Source organism: Amycolatopsis sp. EV170708-02-1 (assembly GCF_022479115.1).
GTDB lineage: Bacteria > Actinomycetota > Actinomycetes > Mycobacteriales > Pseudonocardiaceae > Amycolatopsis.
Genome location: NZ_CP092497.1, coordinates 8,058,059 through 8,072,754 on the forward strand (window position 1 = coordinate 8,058,059; position 14,696 = coordinate 8,072,754).

Annotated in this window: 13 protein-coding genes; 9 read left to right on the plus strand and 4 right to left on the minus strand. The window is 66.9% G+C overall.

What is annotated here, in order from left to right; all coding sequences use genetic code 11:
* Positions 1–9 precede the first annotated feature (9 nt).
* Both MJQ72_RS36495 and MJQ72_RS36500 read left to right on the plus strand, forming a co-directional pair.
* Positions 10–2,523 carry a glycosyltransferase gene (locus MJQ72_RS36495; RefSeq protein WP_240595582.1) on the plus strand — a complete coding sequence of 838 codons (2,514 nt, stop codon included), beginning with the start codon at positions 10–12 and terminating at the stop codon, positions 2,521–2,523.
* Complete coding sequence (locus MJQ72_RS36500; protein ID WP_240595583.1) at positions 2,516–3,604, plus strand: glycosyltransferase family 1 protein; 1,089 nt, start codon at positions 2,516–2,518, stop codon at positions 3,602–3,604. Before MJQ72_RS36495 ends, MJQ72_RS36500 begins: the two co-directional genes overlap by 8 nt.
* Positions 3,605–3,679: 75 nt before the next feature.
* Here MJQ72_RS36500 and rfbD read toward each other — a convergent pair whose 3' ends face one another.
* On the minus strand, positions 3,680–4,552 hold the full coding sequence (gene rfbD / locus MJQ72_RS36505; RefSeq protein ID WP_240595584.1) for a dTDP-4-dehydrorhamnose reductase: 873 nt from the start codon (positions 4,550–4,552) through the stop codon (positions 3,680–3,682).
* Between the two features lie 4 nt (positions 4,553–4,556).
* Positions 4,557–5,540: a dTDP-glucose 4,6-dehydratase gene (gene rfbB / locus MJQ72_RS36510; RefSeq protein WP_240595585.1), complete on the minus strand. Its 984-nt coding sequence runs from the start codon at positions 5,538–5,540 to the stop codon at positions 4,557–4,559.
* A 151-nt stretch (positions 5,541–5,691) separates the two neighbouring features.
* Between rfbB and MJQ72_RS36515 the strand changes: the two genes are divergently transcribed.
* The 3 genes from MJQ72_RS36515 to MJQ72_RS36525 all read left to right on the plus strand — a co-directional run bounded on the left by MJQ72_RS36515 (position 5,692) and on the right by MJQ72_RS36525 (position 9,349).
* Positions 5,692–7,224 carry an LCP family protein gene (locus MJQ72_RS36515; RefSeq protein WP_240595586.1) on the plus strand — a complete coding sequence of 511 codons (1,533 nt, stop codon included), beginning with the start codon at positions 5,692–5,694 and terminating at the stop codon, positions 7,222–7,224.
* 87 nt (positions 7,225–7,311) lie between these two features.
* On the plus strand, positions 7,312–8,631 hold the full coding sequence (locus MJQ72_RS36520; protein ID WP_240595587.1) for an LCP family protein: 1,320 nt from the start codon (positions 7,312–7,314) through the stop codon (positions 8,629–8,631).
* Between the two features lie 10 nt (positions 8,632–8,641).
* Positions 8,642–9,349 carry a TIGR03089 family protein gene (locus MJQ72_RS36525; RefSeq protein ID WP_240595588.1) on the plus strand — a complete coding sequence of 236 codons (708 nt, stop codon included), beginning with the start codon at positions 8,642–8,644 and terminating at the stop codon, positions 9,347–9,349.
* 55 nt (positions 9,350–9,404) lie between these two features.
* Here MJQ72_RS36525 and MJQ72_RS36530 read toward each other — a convergent pair whose 3' ends face one another.
* Positions 9,405–9,830 (minus strand): DoxX family protein, encoded by a 426-nt coding sequence (locus tag MJQ72_RS36530; RefSeq protein ID WP_240595589.1) that lies wholly within the window; start codon positions 9,828–9,830, stop codon positions 9,405–9,407.
* Positions 9,831–9,998: 168 nt separating this feature from the next.
* Between MJQ72_RS36530 and MJQ72_RS36535 the strand changes: the two genes are divergently transcribed.
* On the plus strand, positions 9,999–10,451 hold the full coding sequence (locus MJQ72_RS36535) for a hypothetical protein (RefSeq protein WP_240595590.1): 453 nt from the start codon (positions 9,999–10,001) through the stop codon (positions 10,449–10,451).
* Here the strand turns inward: MJQ72_RS36535 and MJQ72_RS36540 are convergent.
* Positions 10,399–10,827, minus strand: a complete 429-nt coding sequence (locus tag MJQ72_RS36540; protein ID WP_240595591.1) for a hypothetical protein — start codon at positions 10,825–10,827, stop codon at positions 10,399–10,401. The genes MJQ72_RS36535 and MJQ72_RS36540 overlap by 53 nt on opposite strands.
* Before the next feature lie 106 nt (positions 10,828–10,933).
* Between MJQ72_RS36540 and MJQ72_RS36545 the strand changes: the two genes are divergently transcribed.
* The 3 genes from MJQ72_RS36545 to MJQ72_RS36555 all read left to right on the plus strand — a co-directional run bounded on the left by MJQ72_RS36545 (position 10,934) and on the right by MJQ72_RS36555 (position 14,696).
* Positions 10,934–11,200, plus strand: a complete 267-nt coding sequence (locus MJQ72_RS36545) for a DUF3027 domain-containing protein (protein WP_240595592.1) — start codon at positions 10,934–10,936, stop codon at positions 11,198–11,200.
* A gap of 786 nt (positions 11,201–11,986) precedes the next feature.
* Positions 11,987–13,294: a hypothetical protein gene (locus tag MJQ72_RS36550; RefSeq protein ID WP_240595593.1), complete on the plus strand. Its 1,308-nt coding sequence runs from the start codon at positions 11,987–11,989 to the stop codon at positions 13,292–13,294.
* A gap of 163 nt (positions 13,295–13,457) precedes the next feature.
* The gene (locus tag MJQ72_RS36555; RefSeq protein ID WP_240595594.1) at positions 13,458–14,696 is read left to right on the plus strand and encodes a helix-turn-helix domain-containing protein; all 1,239 of its coding nucleotides are present in this window, start codon (positions 13,458–13,460) and stop codon (positions 14,694–14,696) included.

Consider the following 14,696-nt stretch of genomic DNA (forward strand, 5'->3'; position numbering starts at 1 on the left):
AGTACGGCTTTGGCGCAGGGGGAAACGCAACCGGTCGTCTCGGTGATCGTCGTGAACTACCGGGGGGCCGCCGACACCGTCACCTGCCTGCGCGCACTCGCTGAACACGATTACCCGAACCTCGAGGTCATCTGCGTCGACAACGCCTCCGGTGGCACCGACGTGGCCGAGATCAAGGCAGCCGCGCCGGGCGTCAAGCTCGTAGAGTCCCCGGTGAACTCCGGCTTCGCGGGTGGCTGCAACCTCGGCGCGAAGCACGCCACCGGCACCGTCCTCGCCTTCCTCAACAACGACGCCCGCCCGGCTCCCGGCTGGGTCGGCGCGGCCGTCGCCGAGCTGCGCGCGCAGCCGGCCGTCGCCGCGGTGGCCAGCAAGGTCCTCGACTGGGACGGCACCGGCACCGACTTCGTCGACGCGGGCCTCACCTGGTTCGGCATGGGCTACAAACGCCACGCCGGCCGCCCGCTGGACGACGTCCCCGCCGCCGACCACGAGATCGCCAAGGACGTCCTGTTCGCGACGGGTTCGGCGATGTTCGTCCGCGCCGGGGTGTTCGCCGAGCTCGGCGGGTTCGACGAGCGGTTCTTCATGTTCTACGAGGACGTCGACCTCGGCTGGCGGCTGAACCTGCGCGGCTGGCGAGTGCGCTACGTGCCGGAGTCGCTGACCTATCACAAGCACCACGCCACGATGTCCACAGTGGACGCTCCGGACTCCGGGCGTGAGACGTTCTTGCTCGAACGCAACGCCTTGGCCGCGCTGTACAAGAACCTTTCCGACGAAACTCTCTCGCGTGCGCTGCCCGCCGCGCTGGCGCTGGCCGTCCGCCGGGCGACGGCGCGAGGCGACCTCGACGCCACCCGGTTCGATCTCGCCCAGGGCGCCGGCCCCGCCGAAACCGGGCCGGTCGAGGTGCCGAGGACGACCTTGGCCGGCGTGCTGGCGATCGACCAGTTCGTCGAACTGCTGCCGTCGCTCGCCGAGTCGCGCGCCGCCGAGCAGGCCGCCCGCGTCCGCACCGACGCCGATCTGCTTCCCTTGCTGCGCAAGGCCTTGGAGCCCGCGTATCCGCTGCCGCGCTATCTCGCCGCGCACGATGTCCTGGTCGAGACGTTCGGCATCGACGCGCTCTTCGGGCAGCGCCGCAAGGTACTGGTGATCACCGGCGACGCGATCACCGAGCGGATGGCGGGCCCGGCGATCCGCGCCTGGAACATGGCCGCGACCCTGGCCACCGAGCACGACGTCCACCTGGTGACGATCAACCCCCTCGCCGACCCGCCGCCCGCGGCGTTCCGGGTCAGCGCGGCCACCCGGCGCGATCTGGAGACACCGATCGCCTGGGCCGACATCATCATCCTGCAGGGTCACGTGCTGGAGCTCGCGCCCTCGCTCAAGAAGCAGTACGCGCACAAGATCGTGGTCGCGGACCTGTACGACCCGATGCACCTGGAGCTGCTCGAACAGGGCAAGGGCGTGCCCGACGACAAACGGGCACTGGACCTCATCGGGGTCACCAAGGTCCTCGACGCGCAGCTGGAGCGCGGAGACTTCTTCCTGTGCGCTTCGGAGCGTCAGCGCCACTTCTGGCTGGGCCACCTCGCCGCGATGGGCAGGCTCTCGCCGCGCCTGTACGACGCCGACCCGACCACCCAGTCGCTGCTGTCGATCGTCCCGTTCGGCCTGTCCCCGCAGGCACCCGTGCGCACCGGCCCCGGCCTCCGGTCCACTTTGGACGGCATCGGCGAGACCGATCACGTCGTGCTGTGGGCGGGCGGGGTCTACAGCTGGTTCGACCCGCTGACCCTGGTCCGGGCGATCGAACGGCTGCGGCAGCGCCGCGGCGACGTCCGGCTGGTGTTCCTCGGGATGAAGCATCCCAACCCCGAGGTCACCGAGATGGACATCGGCGCGCGCACGATGCTCCTCTCGGACACGCTCGGGCTCACCGGCAAACACGTGTTCTTCAACCAGCAGTGGGTGCCGTACGAAGAGCGCCAGAACTGGCTGCTCGACGCGAACTGCGGTGTCACCACGCATTACGAACACGTCGAGACGACGTTCGCGTTCCGCACGCGGGTGCTGGACTACCTGTGGGCCGGGCTGCCGATCGTCACCACCGACGGCGACTCGTTCGCCGACCTGGTCCGTGAGGAACGGCTCGGCGTCGTCGTCCCCGCCGAAGACGTGGACGCGCTGGCCGACGCGCTGGAAAAAGCGTTGTACGACGAGGAGTTCGCCGCGGGCTGCGTCGAGCGGATGGCCGCCGTCGCCCAGCGCTACGCCTGGCCTGAAGCGCTGAAGCCGCTGGTGGAGTTCTGCCGGAACCCGCGACCCGCCGCCGACCGGCTGCCCGGCTCGGAAGACCTCGTGGTCACCGCGCCGGTGCGGGGCAAGGAAATGCTGCGCCGCGACGTCGACCTGATCCGCGAGTATCTCGCCGACGGCGGGCCGAAGGAGCTCGCGCGGCGCGTCGGCGGCCGCGTGGTCAAGGTCGCCAAGCAGAGGCTCGGCCGTGGCTGACCGCCCCTTGCGCGTCCTGCTCGACGGGACCCCGCTTCTCGGTGCCAGGACGGGTATCGGCCGGTACACCGTCGCCCTGTCCGAAGAGCTCGCCTCGATGTCCGAAGTGGACACTCGCGCGGTCGCGTTCACGTTGCGCGGCTGGCGGCGCCTGCGGCACGTGCTCCCGCACGGCGTCCGGGCCCGCGGCATGCCCGTGGCGGCGCGGCTGCTGCGGAAGGCGTGGCTGCGTTCGCAGCTGCCGCCGGTGGAACTGTTCGCCGGGCCGACGGACGTCGTGCACGGCACCAACTTCGTGCTGCCCGGCCGGTTCCGCGCGGCGGGCGTGGTGACCATCCACGATCTGGCCTTTTTGGACGCTCCCGAGGAGCTCGCGCCGAGCGATCACGAACTGCCGCGGCTGGTCCGGCGCGGGGCCCGGCTCGCCGACGCGATCTGCACGCCCACCAACGCCGTCGCCGATCAGGTCGCCGAACGGCTCGACGTGGACCGCGGCAAGATCATCGTCACCCCGCTCGGCGTGAACCCGGCGTGGTTCACCGCGCGTCCGCCGGATCCGGAACGCCGCAAGGAACTCGGCCTCCCGGACAGGTACCTGCTCTTCGCGGGCGCCCCCGGGCCGCGGAAGGGACTGCACTGGCTCCAGCAGGCCCACGAGGCCGCGCCGGATCTGCCGGATCTGGTGTTCGTCGGCCCCGGTTCGTTCTCGGTGGGCTCGCGTTCGCGGCACGTCGGCTACCTGTCGGACGTGAACCTCCGGCGTGTCGTCGCCGGGGCCAGCGCGCTGGTGCTGCCGTCGCGCGACGAGGGCTTCGGTCTCCCGGTGCTGGAAGCGCTGGCATCGGACGTTCCCGTGGTGTGCACGGACATCCCGGCGCTGCGCGAGGTCGCGGGGAACTGCGCGAGCCTGGTCCCCTACGAGGACGTCGACGGGCTCGTGGAGGCGCTGCGGATCGCCGTCAGCGACCCGCACGCCGTCGCCACCTCGGCCGCGCGCCGCGCCCACGTCGCGAACTTCACCTGGCGCGCGTGCGCCGAACTCACCGTCGCCGCGTACCGCCAGGCGAGCACTAAGCACTGATCTCCCGCGTTTCGTCCTCTGAATGCTGTAGTTGCACACGCAAGGACCGCATTCAGAGGACGAAACGCGGGCGGGTCAGGAAGCGAAGTAGGCCTTCAGCGCGTCGGACCAGTCTCGAAGCGGTGTGAGACCCGCCTCGCGCCAGGAAGCGTTCGACAGCACCCCGTACGCCGGACGCGCCGCCGGGCGGGGGAATTCCGCCGTCGTACATGGCTTCACCCGAGCCGGATCCGCGCCGAGTTCGGTGAAGATCGCCTTCGCGAACCCGCACCACGTCGTCGACCCGCCACCGGTGCAATGCAGCACCCGCTGCGAAGGCCCATCACCCGCGGCGACCCGGCCTGCCAGCTCCAGCAGCCCGGCGGCGAGGTCGCGCGACCAGGTCGGCGAACCGGTCTGGTCGTCCACTACGGACAGTTCCTCGCGTTCCTTTTCCAGGCGCGCCATGGTCTTCACGAAGTTCGACCCGGTCTTGCCGTACACCCAGGAGGTCCGCACGATCCAGGACCGGGCTCCGGAGCCGAGCAGCGCGTCCTCGCCGGCCGCCTTCGTCCGGCCGTAGGCGTTGAGCGGGCCCAGCAGGTCGCCGGGCTCGTACGGCGAAGTCGCGTCACCGGCGAACACGTAGTCCGTGGACACGTGGATGAGCGGCACCCCGCGCGACGAGCAAGCCGCGGCCAGCACCCGGGGACCGTCCGCGTTCACCGCGAACGCCCGCTCCTCATCGGTTTCCGCCGCGTCCACCGCGGTGTAGGCCGCCGCGTTGATCACCACGGGCGACGTCCCCGCAGCCCGTGCCCGGTCCGCCAGCTCGGTGACGGCGGCGACGACCTGGCCGGTGTCGCGCACGTTCAGCTCCGACGAAGACGGTGCCGCGGCATCCGGGGCCAGCGCCGCGAGATCCCGCCCCAGCTGACCGGATCCGCCCGGTACGAGAATGCTCAGCACCTGTTCACGCCCCCGCACGGTTCTTCAGCGGCTCCCACCACGATCGGTTTCCGCTGTACCAGGCGACCGTGTCGGCCAGACCGTCCTCAAAGGACTGACGCGGGGCGTAGCCGAGCTCCGTGGAGATCTTGGTGATGTCGACCGAGTACCGGCGGTCGTGCCCCTTGCGGTCCTCGACCGGCTCGACGCTCTCCCAGTCCGCCCCGAGGGCAGTCAGCAGCCGCTCGGTCAGCTCGCGGTTGGTCAATTCCGTGCCGCCGCCGATGTTGTAGACCTCGCCCGGCCTGCCGCCGTCGGCGACGAGCTGGATGCCGCGGCAGTGATCGTCCACGTGCAGCCAGTCACGCACGTTGAGCCCGTCGCCGTAGAGCGGGACCTTCTTGCCGTCGAGCAGATTGGTCACGAAGAGCGGGATGACCTTCTCCGGGAATTGGTACGGACCGTAGTTGTTCGAGCACCTCGTGACACAGACGGGCAGCCCGTGCGTGCGGAAGAACGAACGGGCCAACAGATCCGAGGACGCCTTCGACGCCGAGTACGGCGAATTCGGCTCCAGAGCGTGGTCTTCGGCCCAGGAACCCTCGTCGATCGAGCCGTAGACCTCGTCCGTGGACACGTGGACGAACTTCCCGACCTCGGCCTCGAGCGCGGCCTGCAACAGGGTCTGCGTACCGAGCACGTTGGTCAGCACGAAGTCGGCGGCGCCGGCGATCGAACGGTCCACATGGGACTCGGCGGCGAAGTGCACGACCAGGTCGACGCCCCGCATGAGCTCGCTGACCAGGGCGGCGTCACAGATGTCGCCCTTTTCGAACCGGTACCGCGGATTCTTGCGCACCGGCTCCAGGTTCGCCTCGTTGCCCGCGTAGGTCAGCTTGTCGAGCACGATCAGCTCGGCGTCGGCCAAGCTCGGGTACGCGCCCGTCAGCACCTGCCGGACGTAATGCGAACCGATGAATCCGGCACCACCGGTGACCAGCACTCGCATCCCGCGATCCTCCCTCTACGACTTCACCGACCGGCCGAGTGTGTCACGACCGGGGCAACCTTTCACCAGCCTACGGACGTCTAACACGAGGATCAGTAGAGTTACCGGGGTGGCACGCGTGTGCCCTGGGGAGATTCGTGGAGGACCGCACGTGACCGAGTGGCCCGGGCCACCCATTCCGGCGCGCCGTGGCGGCGGCGTCGTGGTGTTCGCCCGCCGCGGTGTGAAGGTCGTGTTCAGCCTGGTCTCGATCACGATCCTGGCGCTGACCTGGTGGGGCTGGCAGTTCATCGGTGACCCGTCGCAGGGCTTCGCGACCACGAACATCTTCGAGGACAACGGCCACCCGCCGGCGAAACCGCTGGACGGCGCGATCGACATCCTGCTCGTCGGCCAGGACAGCCGCACCGACGCGCAGGGCAACCCGCTGCCGCGCGAGGTCCTCGACATGCTGCACGCCGGCGTTTCGGACGGCGAGCGCCAGACCGACACGATGATCCTGGTGCACATCCCCCAGAACGGTAAGAAGGCGGTCGCGATCTCCTTCCCCCGTGACTCGTGGGTCGAGATCACCGGCGGTTTCGGCAAGCACAAGCTCAACAGCGCGTACGTGTACGCCTACAACGACACTTCGAAGACGCTGCAGCAGCAGGGCAACTCCGACCTCAAGGACGTCGACGCCAAGGCCAAGGACGCCGGCCGCAAGAACCTGATCGCGACGCTGGAGAAGTTCATCGGCAAGCCGAAGATGATCGACCGGTACGCCGAGGTGAACCTGTCGAGCTTCTACGAGATCACCAAGGCGATCGGCGGCGTCGAGGTCTGCCTCAACAACGCGGTGAAGGAGAAGAAGTCCGGCGTGGACCTGCCCGCGGGCAAGTCCACCGTCGAGGGCGTGCAGGCGCTCGCGTTCGTCCGTCAGCGCTACGACCTGCAGAACGGCGACCTCGACCGGATCGCGCGGCAGCAGGCCTTCCTGTCGGGGCTGGCGAACAAGGTGCTCTCCTCCGACGTCCTGATGAACCCGGCGAAGATCTCCGACCTGATCGACGCGGTGAAGAAGTCGGTCGTCCTGTCGGCGGGCTGGGATCTGCCCGAGTTCGCCGCCCAGATGCGCGGGCTGACCAGCGGAAACGTCGAGTTCCACACCATTCCGACCCAAGGCGACGCGACCATCGGCGGCGCCGCCGTGCTCCGGGTAGACCCGGCGCAGGTGCAGGCCGAGGTCACCCGTCTGACCGCCGACGGTGAGAAGCCACCGGCCGAGACTCCGGCCACCTTGCCGGGCGCCGAGGCGGTGACCGTCGAACTCTTCGACGGATCCGGCTCGCCCACGGTGGCCACCGAGACCCGGAACCTGTTGCAGGGCAAGGGTTTCAAACTCGCGGCGGACACCAAGCTCAGCACCCGTAACTCGACGGTCGTCCGGTACGCGCCGGGCGACGACGACGCGCTGGCCCTGATCAAGCAGGTCTTCGGCACCGCGGTGCAGGCCGAGGCGGATCGTGACGTCGCCCCCGGCAAGGTGCGGGTGCTGCTCGGCAAGGACTTCAAGGGCGCGACCGCGACCACGGCGCCGTCGAAGACTTCGACACCCTCGAAGCCCGCTCAGCCGCCCTCCAGCGCTCCGGCGGCGCCCAGCACGACGCCGATCGTCGCGGGCAATGTGCCCTGCGTCAATTAATCCCGGGTACTCAGCGTGGCCGACCTCACGGTGGCCTAGCCTTCTCCTACGATCGGACAACGGCAGCGCCAGGGGAGGTGATCAGGGATGAGCGACGAGGACAAGGGCGTCAACGAACGTTCTGAGCAGTTGGACGACGAGGAGCCGAAGTCCGAAGAGGACACCAAATCGGACACCGAGAGTGACGAAAAGCCCCGGTTCGTTCCGACGCCGTACCCGCGGAATCGGCCGCTCCCCCAGCCGTCGGCCCCCGCTGAAGACGAAGCTGTCTCGGGCACGCTCGCCGTTCCCGAGCGCCCGCTGCGCCGTGCCGGCCGGATCACCCGCCGGATCGCGGTCGGCCTCGTGTCGCTGCTCGCCCTCGGCACGACGGGCTACGCGTACGTCACCAAGGACCAGCTGCAGAACAACGTCCCCACGACGAACGCCCTGAGCAAACCCGACGACCCCGCCGCCCCGCCCGCCGACGACGGCGCGAACGACATCCTCCTGGTCGGCAGCGACGCGCGCACCGACGCGCAGGGCAATCCGCTGCCGCTGCGGGTGCTCAAGGAACTGCGCACCGAAGAGAAGCCGGGCGTCAACACCGACACCATCATCATCCTGCGGATCCCGAAGAACGGCGGGAAACCGTCCGGTGTCTCGATCCCGCGTGACACCTGGACCGAGATCCCCGGCCGCGGCCCGAACAAGATCAATTCGGCTTACGGCGTCGCGAAGACCAACTACGCGAACGCGCATCGCGGCGAATCCGACCAGGCGAAACTCGAACGCGATTCCGATCAGGAAGGCCGCAAGGCACTGGTCCAGACCGTTCAGGACCTGACGAAGATCCGCATCGACCACTACGCCGAGGTCAACCTGCTCGGGTTCTATCTGCTGACCGAGGCGCTGGGCGGCGTCAGGGTCTGCCTGAACCACTCGACCGAGGACAAGGACTCCGGCGCGAACTTCCGGCGCGGCGAACAGACCGTGTCGGGCGGCGAGGCGCTTTCGTTCGTGCGGCAGCGCAAGAACCTGCCGCGCGGCGACCTCGACCGCATCGTGCGGCAGCAGACGTTCCTGTCGTCGGCGCTGAACCAGGTGCTCTCGGCGGGGACGCTGACCAGCCCGTCGACGATGGCGGGCCTGATGGACGTCGTGCGCCGGTCGATCGTCCTCGACGAGGGACTGGACCTGCTGGAGTTCGCGCAGCAGGCGAAGGGGATCGCGTCCGGCGACCTGATGTTCACGACCATCCCGGTGGTGAACATCAACGGCCGCAGCGCCGATGGCCAGAGCATCGTCGAGATCGACCCCGCCGCCGTGCGGTCGTTCGTCTCCGGTCTGGTGGGCCGGGGCGGTGGCGGCGGGGCGGCCGGGGCTGCTCCGCTGCTCGCCGCGTCGAGCGTTCCCTGCGTGAACTAGCGTTGGGGGCGTGAGCCTCACCGAACTGCTGCTGCGGCCCGTACTCGGGTCGCCCGCGAAACCGCTGATCACGCACTACGACGACAAGCAGGGCAGCCGGGTCGAACTGTCCGTGGCGACCACGGTGAACTGGGCAGCCAAAACGGCGAACTGGCTGGTCGACGAGTTCGACGTCGAACCGGGCGACGAGGTCGCCGTGGTGCTGCCGTCGCATTGGCAGACCGCCGGTGTGCTGCTGGGCGCGTGGTGGTGCGGCGCCAGGGTGGTGACGGAGACCGCGGGCGCCCGGGTGGCGTTCGTCGCCCCGGGCGGCGCCTCCGACGCCGCCGCGACGGCCGTCGTCTCGCTGCACCCCATGGGTCTCGGGCTGCCCGCCGGCTCCGTACCCGACGGGGCGATGGACTACCTGACCGAAGCCCGCCTTTCGGGTGACCAGTTCAGCCCGCTGTTCCCCATTCCCGGTGACACTCCGGCGCTGGGTTCGTCCACTGTGGAGGAAATACTCGCCGAGGCGCGCTCTCGCGCTTCCGATCTCGGGCTTTCCGCCGACGACCGGATTCTGTCCACTGTGGAATGGGATGGCGCGGAGGGGATCCTCTCGGGATTCCTGACGCCGTTGGCGGCGGGCGCGCATCTGGTCCAGGTCACCGACGCGGATCCGGCCAAACTCGCTTCCCGGCGCGAAGCGGAGCGGACTACCGCGGATCTCCCCTCCTGAAGCGCGATGAGCGGGGCTTCCATCTGCCGATGAAAGCCCCGCTCATCGCAGTGGATCAGGCGTCCTGGAGCTGCTTCGCCTCACGCTTGCGTCCGAAGAGCGCGTGGTCGAGCGACAGTTTGCCGGGGTTGAAACCGAGCGCGAGCCCGGCGACCGCCAGGACCAGGACGAGTTCGTAACCGCCCTGGCCGGTGAGGCCGTTGTCGAGGTGCACCGAGAGCAGAGCGCCGACGGAGACCACGACGAAGCCGAGGCCGACCAGCGGCGTCAGGAAACCGACGATGAACAAGATGGCTCCCACGATCTCCACCGCGATCGCGAAGATCGCCGCGAGCGTCGGGAGCGGGATTCCGGTCTGCTCGAAGAACTTCGCGGTGCCGTCGATCCCGTTTTCCCACTTCTGCAGGCCGTGTGCGAGGAAGACCACACCGACACCGATCCGGCCCAGCATGAGGGCGACATCCTTGAAACGAGCGAACATCGGGTATCAGCTTTCTGGTCGGTGAATATTCAACTTACCCGGATCACGGTAGGGCACCGGGCGCCTCCGACGGCACCTCCGGAGCGTGATCGACAGGTACCCGACAGGAACCGCACACGGTCGGCGGCATGTCTTCAAAGGAATCCCCCGTACGGCAGAATCCCCTCCGTGGCGGACGAACGGCTGATCGGTCTCTGGTCGGACGAGATCGTGTATCCGGGCAGCGTCGAGTCCGTCGACCTGGCGTTCCGCGGTGACGGTTCCGGATGGCTCCAGTGGTCGAGCTGGAGCACCGAATTCGCGGTGTCCCGCTTCACCTGGGCGACTCCGGGCGAACTGGTCTTGAGGTTCTATTGCAACCTCGGGGGTACGTGGTCGATCGAAGACGGTGTCACCCGTCACGAAGTCGAGTCCGAGGAAAAGGAAGAGTCCGTCGTCCGGCTCGGCTACGAAATCGCGCCCGGCGAGGACCCGTTCGGCAATCCGGTGACCCTGCTCTCCCTCGACCGCCCGTTGGACGAGCACCTCGCGGGATCGCGGTTCGCCTGGGTCGAGAATCCGGCGTCGCTCAACGACCCGTCCGCCGATGCTCCGCGGCCAGACCCGTCCAGCCGCCGCTGACGGCCAGCACCTCGAGCACCCGCTCGGCCTGCTCGGCGAACCCGGCCAGATCGGCGTGCAGCAACGCTATCCGCTCGGCGTCGAGCGGGACCTCGTCGTCGGCCCACAGCTCGATGACCGTGCTGACGGTCCACACGAGGAACTGGATGATCCGGATGAACTCCTCGGACGGCTCGTCGACGGCGGCGCGGTATCCCGTCTCGATCTCATCGCAGGCCGCGACCAGCTCCCGCAGCGGCTTGACGACGTCGGCCGCCGTCCCGTCCCACGCGGCCGACGGCCACGTGCGATCCCCGAGTTCGAGCCACAACCGCCAGCCGGCGATCAGCTCGGCCTCGTCGTGCGGTGTCCACGACACCGGAGCGAACCAGAACATCCTTCGAGAGTGACACCGGCGGTCCATGATCGCCGTACTTCCGTGAAGCATCTCACCGAGGGTTAAACCGATCGCCTGCGCATACGGACGCCTCTAACCTCACACCGTGCCCGACACGAACCAGCCCTGGTCGGGCGACGACGAGAAGTTCAACCGCGCGTGCCACGCGCGGTGGCGCGAACGATTCAACCGCCTCGGCGACCGACAGGGTGAGCAATGCGGCGGATGCGTCTTTTGGGTCGCCCTGCACGGCCGGCTCGGCGACGACTACGGCGCCTGCACCAATGCGCGTTCGTTCTTCGACGGAATGGTCCGCTTCGAACACGACGGCTGTACAGCTTTCACGGAACGCGGCGACGGATCATTCGGCTGACGCGCCCCTGGGTACATGAAGGCCCCCTTCCTTGCGTCTAGCGCAGTGAAGGGGGCCTTCATGTACTTACGGCGGAAATCAGCCCTTGAGCAGGGCGCGGGCCATGACCATGCGCTGGATCTGGTTGGTGCCTTCGTAGATCTGCGTGATCTCTCGGCCGGTTTCGGCCGCGCTGGCGATCTTGCCTGAAAATGGCCTCTGAGCTGCTTAAACGTCTCTCGACAGTTCTCGGCGGATCTTGGCCTTACCCGACGTCAGACGGCCTGTAGACGGCCTGGCGAACCCTGCCCACACCTCCCCCTTCATCCCGATACGAAGCCAGCACGCGGCCGGTGGCATCGGGTCAAGGCACGCTTTCCAGCCTTGACGCGGTGTTACCGGCCGTTGTCACGATCAGGCGTCGGGATGGAGGGGATCGACGACTGGGCGTAACAGGTGGCGATACACGGACGACCGGTATGTCACGACGCTCGTTGAGGAGGGCCGACGTTGGCTATGGGGACATGCGCGCTGCCGCTGGGTGGCGCTGCGCAAGGTGACCCGCTGGCGGCCGCGTCGCCCGGCCGGTGGGCGGAGCGGAGCGGCAGCCCGCCGTGTCGGGTACCGGCGCGGCCGCCCAGGCGAGGGACTACCTACGCGCCCGGCGCGCCGCCCAGCGGCGGCGCGCCCTTGATCCCATAGAGCCAAGTTCGGCAGCGCCCTGATGCCATCTGCCTGACCAAACCTTCAGCTGTTGCTCACCTGTGTAACGTGACATTTCGACTTCAGAGCTCGGGAGGGGCAAGCATGGAGGCTAAGCTGACACCAGGCAGGCATTGGCTCCTGGATTGGGTCGATGAATTCGATGTTACAGCTAGCGAACAAATTTACGACAGAATTCGGTTTGCCACGCCGATGGAACGACTTTACGAGCTTTGCGAGAGTCAGCCTAAAACGCTCCCTTCGGTTAGAATTCCGCATCGCGCGCATACGATTGCGACCGGATATGGCTTTGAAATCGGAGGCCGATCCGCGTGCATACACCCCAATTGCCGTCGGGTGTTAATCAACGATAATCTAACTCGATTGCTACAGTTCTTCGATCACGTGGTCATGGAAGGACCTTCGCCTCTAACTTACAGTGACGAAATAGCTGGAATTTCAAGCGATGCCGACTTTGAATACTTTTCTCAAACGCTTGCGCATGATGTCGAAATCCTGCTTGAAATGCGAGTCAATGGCCTAGCCGACTACACATACTTTCTAAATCGTCCGAACATGTACTGCCGTCATCATATGATGATACATGCGGACCAGCTCGGCATTGGCCGAATCGCCGATCCCGACGTTGCAAACCGGACAATTGATCGAATTCTAACCGAAGGCGTAATTAGAGTAAACAAGCTCGAAGACGAGCGCTGGTCAACCTCTGTTCGGCATCCACTTCTTAAGGGACTCCCAGTCAGCGCCACATGGCAACGCAAGGAGAAACCCACGAAGCGTGAGGTTGTTGAAGAAGTGGTCGCAGGCAAAATAGCAGTTATGGTGTCAGATGTTGGCGCCGCCAAAGCGCTTCAAATTCCGCTGGCAGCCACGGCGCAAACAGGATTCTTTGATGGCTACTTTGGTGAAACCTCGGCGCCAACCGTGGATGATGTGGCCTACCATATTTCCATCCCAATCCTCAAAGATATCGGAATAACCGACCTTCTCCAGTTAAAGCGCGAGCTTCCGGAGGAGTTTTCTTCTTTTCGAAATAGCCTGGCCGGAGCGATACGGGAGGCAATAGAGAGAACCGGATCGAAGGCACCCGCAGAAATAGCAACTCAAGTTGAGAAAAACTATTTATCTCCAGCTTTCAGCGACCTCCTTAAGAGTTCCAAGTCTAGCGCGAGGTCGCTGTATCGAAAGATTGGAACAGGGCTTACCTTGGGTGTCACATCCGCAGCATTTGGAGCACTTTTCTCGATGCCACTCGTGGTCGCTGCAGGCGTTGCAGCCGCAGCTACACCCCTTCCGCAGTTATACAAGTTCTTCGATGAGAAACGTGATTTCGAAATGTCAGATATGTACTTCCTTTGGAGGGCTGCTACACGACCAACTGGGACGCACTAACACGCGATACGAGAGATCGGGATGCTCGTTCCATCCGAGCATTTACTGCCTCAAAACGCCTCGCCACAGGCCTTTGCCCACGCATACAGGCAGTTTATGGCTTTGAGCTGGGCACGCGTAGAGACAATGTTGTTCGCCACCCGGACACTGTTAGCCTGGAGGTATGCGTGGTGCGGGTGATCAGCTCAGCATCGGGGAGCGTATTGCCTTCTACCGGCGGCGGCGTGGTCTCTCGCAGGCGGTTCTTGCGGACCTGGTGGGCCGCACTGAGGACTGGCTGAGCAAGATCGAGCGCGGTGAACGCGAGATCCGGCGCCTGGACGTGCTGGCCGACGTCGCGCGGGGCCTGCGGGTGACGCTGGGAGACCTCCTCGGCGAGCCCGTGCTGATGGAGGATGAGGACAAGAACGACGACGTCCCGGCCATCCGCGACGCACTCATGGCCCCTCGGCGCCTGTCCCGCACCCTATTCTCCTCGGCCATGTCGCCGGAGTACATCGACCCCGCTCCCGTGGCTCAGCTGGTGGAAGGTGCCTGGTCCAGCTATCAGAAGGGCGACCTCGGCCGCGTCGTCGCCGCGCTGCCGGGCCTGATCAAGACCAGTCAGGGCATGGAGTACGCCTCGGCCGATGACGCGGCCTACCGGCGGGCCTGTGCAGCGGTGTCTGCCCGCGTTCACCACCTGGCCGCGACGACGCTGAGCAAGATCGGTGAAGCCGACCTCGCGTGGATCGCGGCAGAGCGCGCCATGCAGGCGGCCGACGAGGCGGATGACCCGCTGGTCCTGGCCTCGGCTGCCCGTTCCGGCACTCATGCGCTCCTGGCGGTCGGCCGGTTCGATGACGCGCTTGAGCTGGGTGACGTGGCCGCGAAGTGGCTCGTTCCGAGGATGCGCGATGGTGATCCGGCCGCGCTGAGTCTCTACGGGATGCTCTACCTGCGGACGGCCGTCGCCGCTGCTCGGCAACAGGACCGGTCGACGGCCAACGAGCTGCTGTCTCACGCGGGACGGGCGGCTGATCAGCTCGGCGTGGACGCCAACCACTGGCAGACCGGGTTCGGCCCGGCCAACGTCGAGCTTCACCGGCTGTCGGCTGCCCTGGATCTGGGCGACATTTCGCAGGTGATCGAGTCGGCCCCGAGGATCACCGTCGACCATCTGCCTGTAGAGCGGCAGGTCACGCACCTGATCGACTTCGCGCGGGCGTTGAGCCTGGTCGCGAAGGACGACGAGGCGTTGTCGGCGTTGCTGACGGCGGAGCAGAAGGCTCCGGGGATCGTCCGGCACAGTACGGCGGTGCGGGAGGTCGTGCGGTCGATGTATCGCCGTGCTCCGGCGACGGCTGGTAAGAAGTCCTCGCCGTTGTTGGCGTTGGCTGAGCGCTGCGGCGCAGTGAGGTAG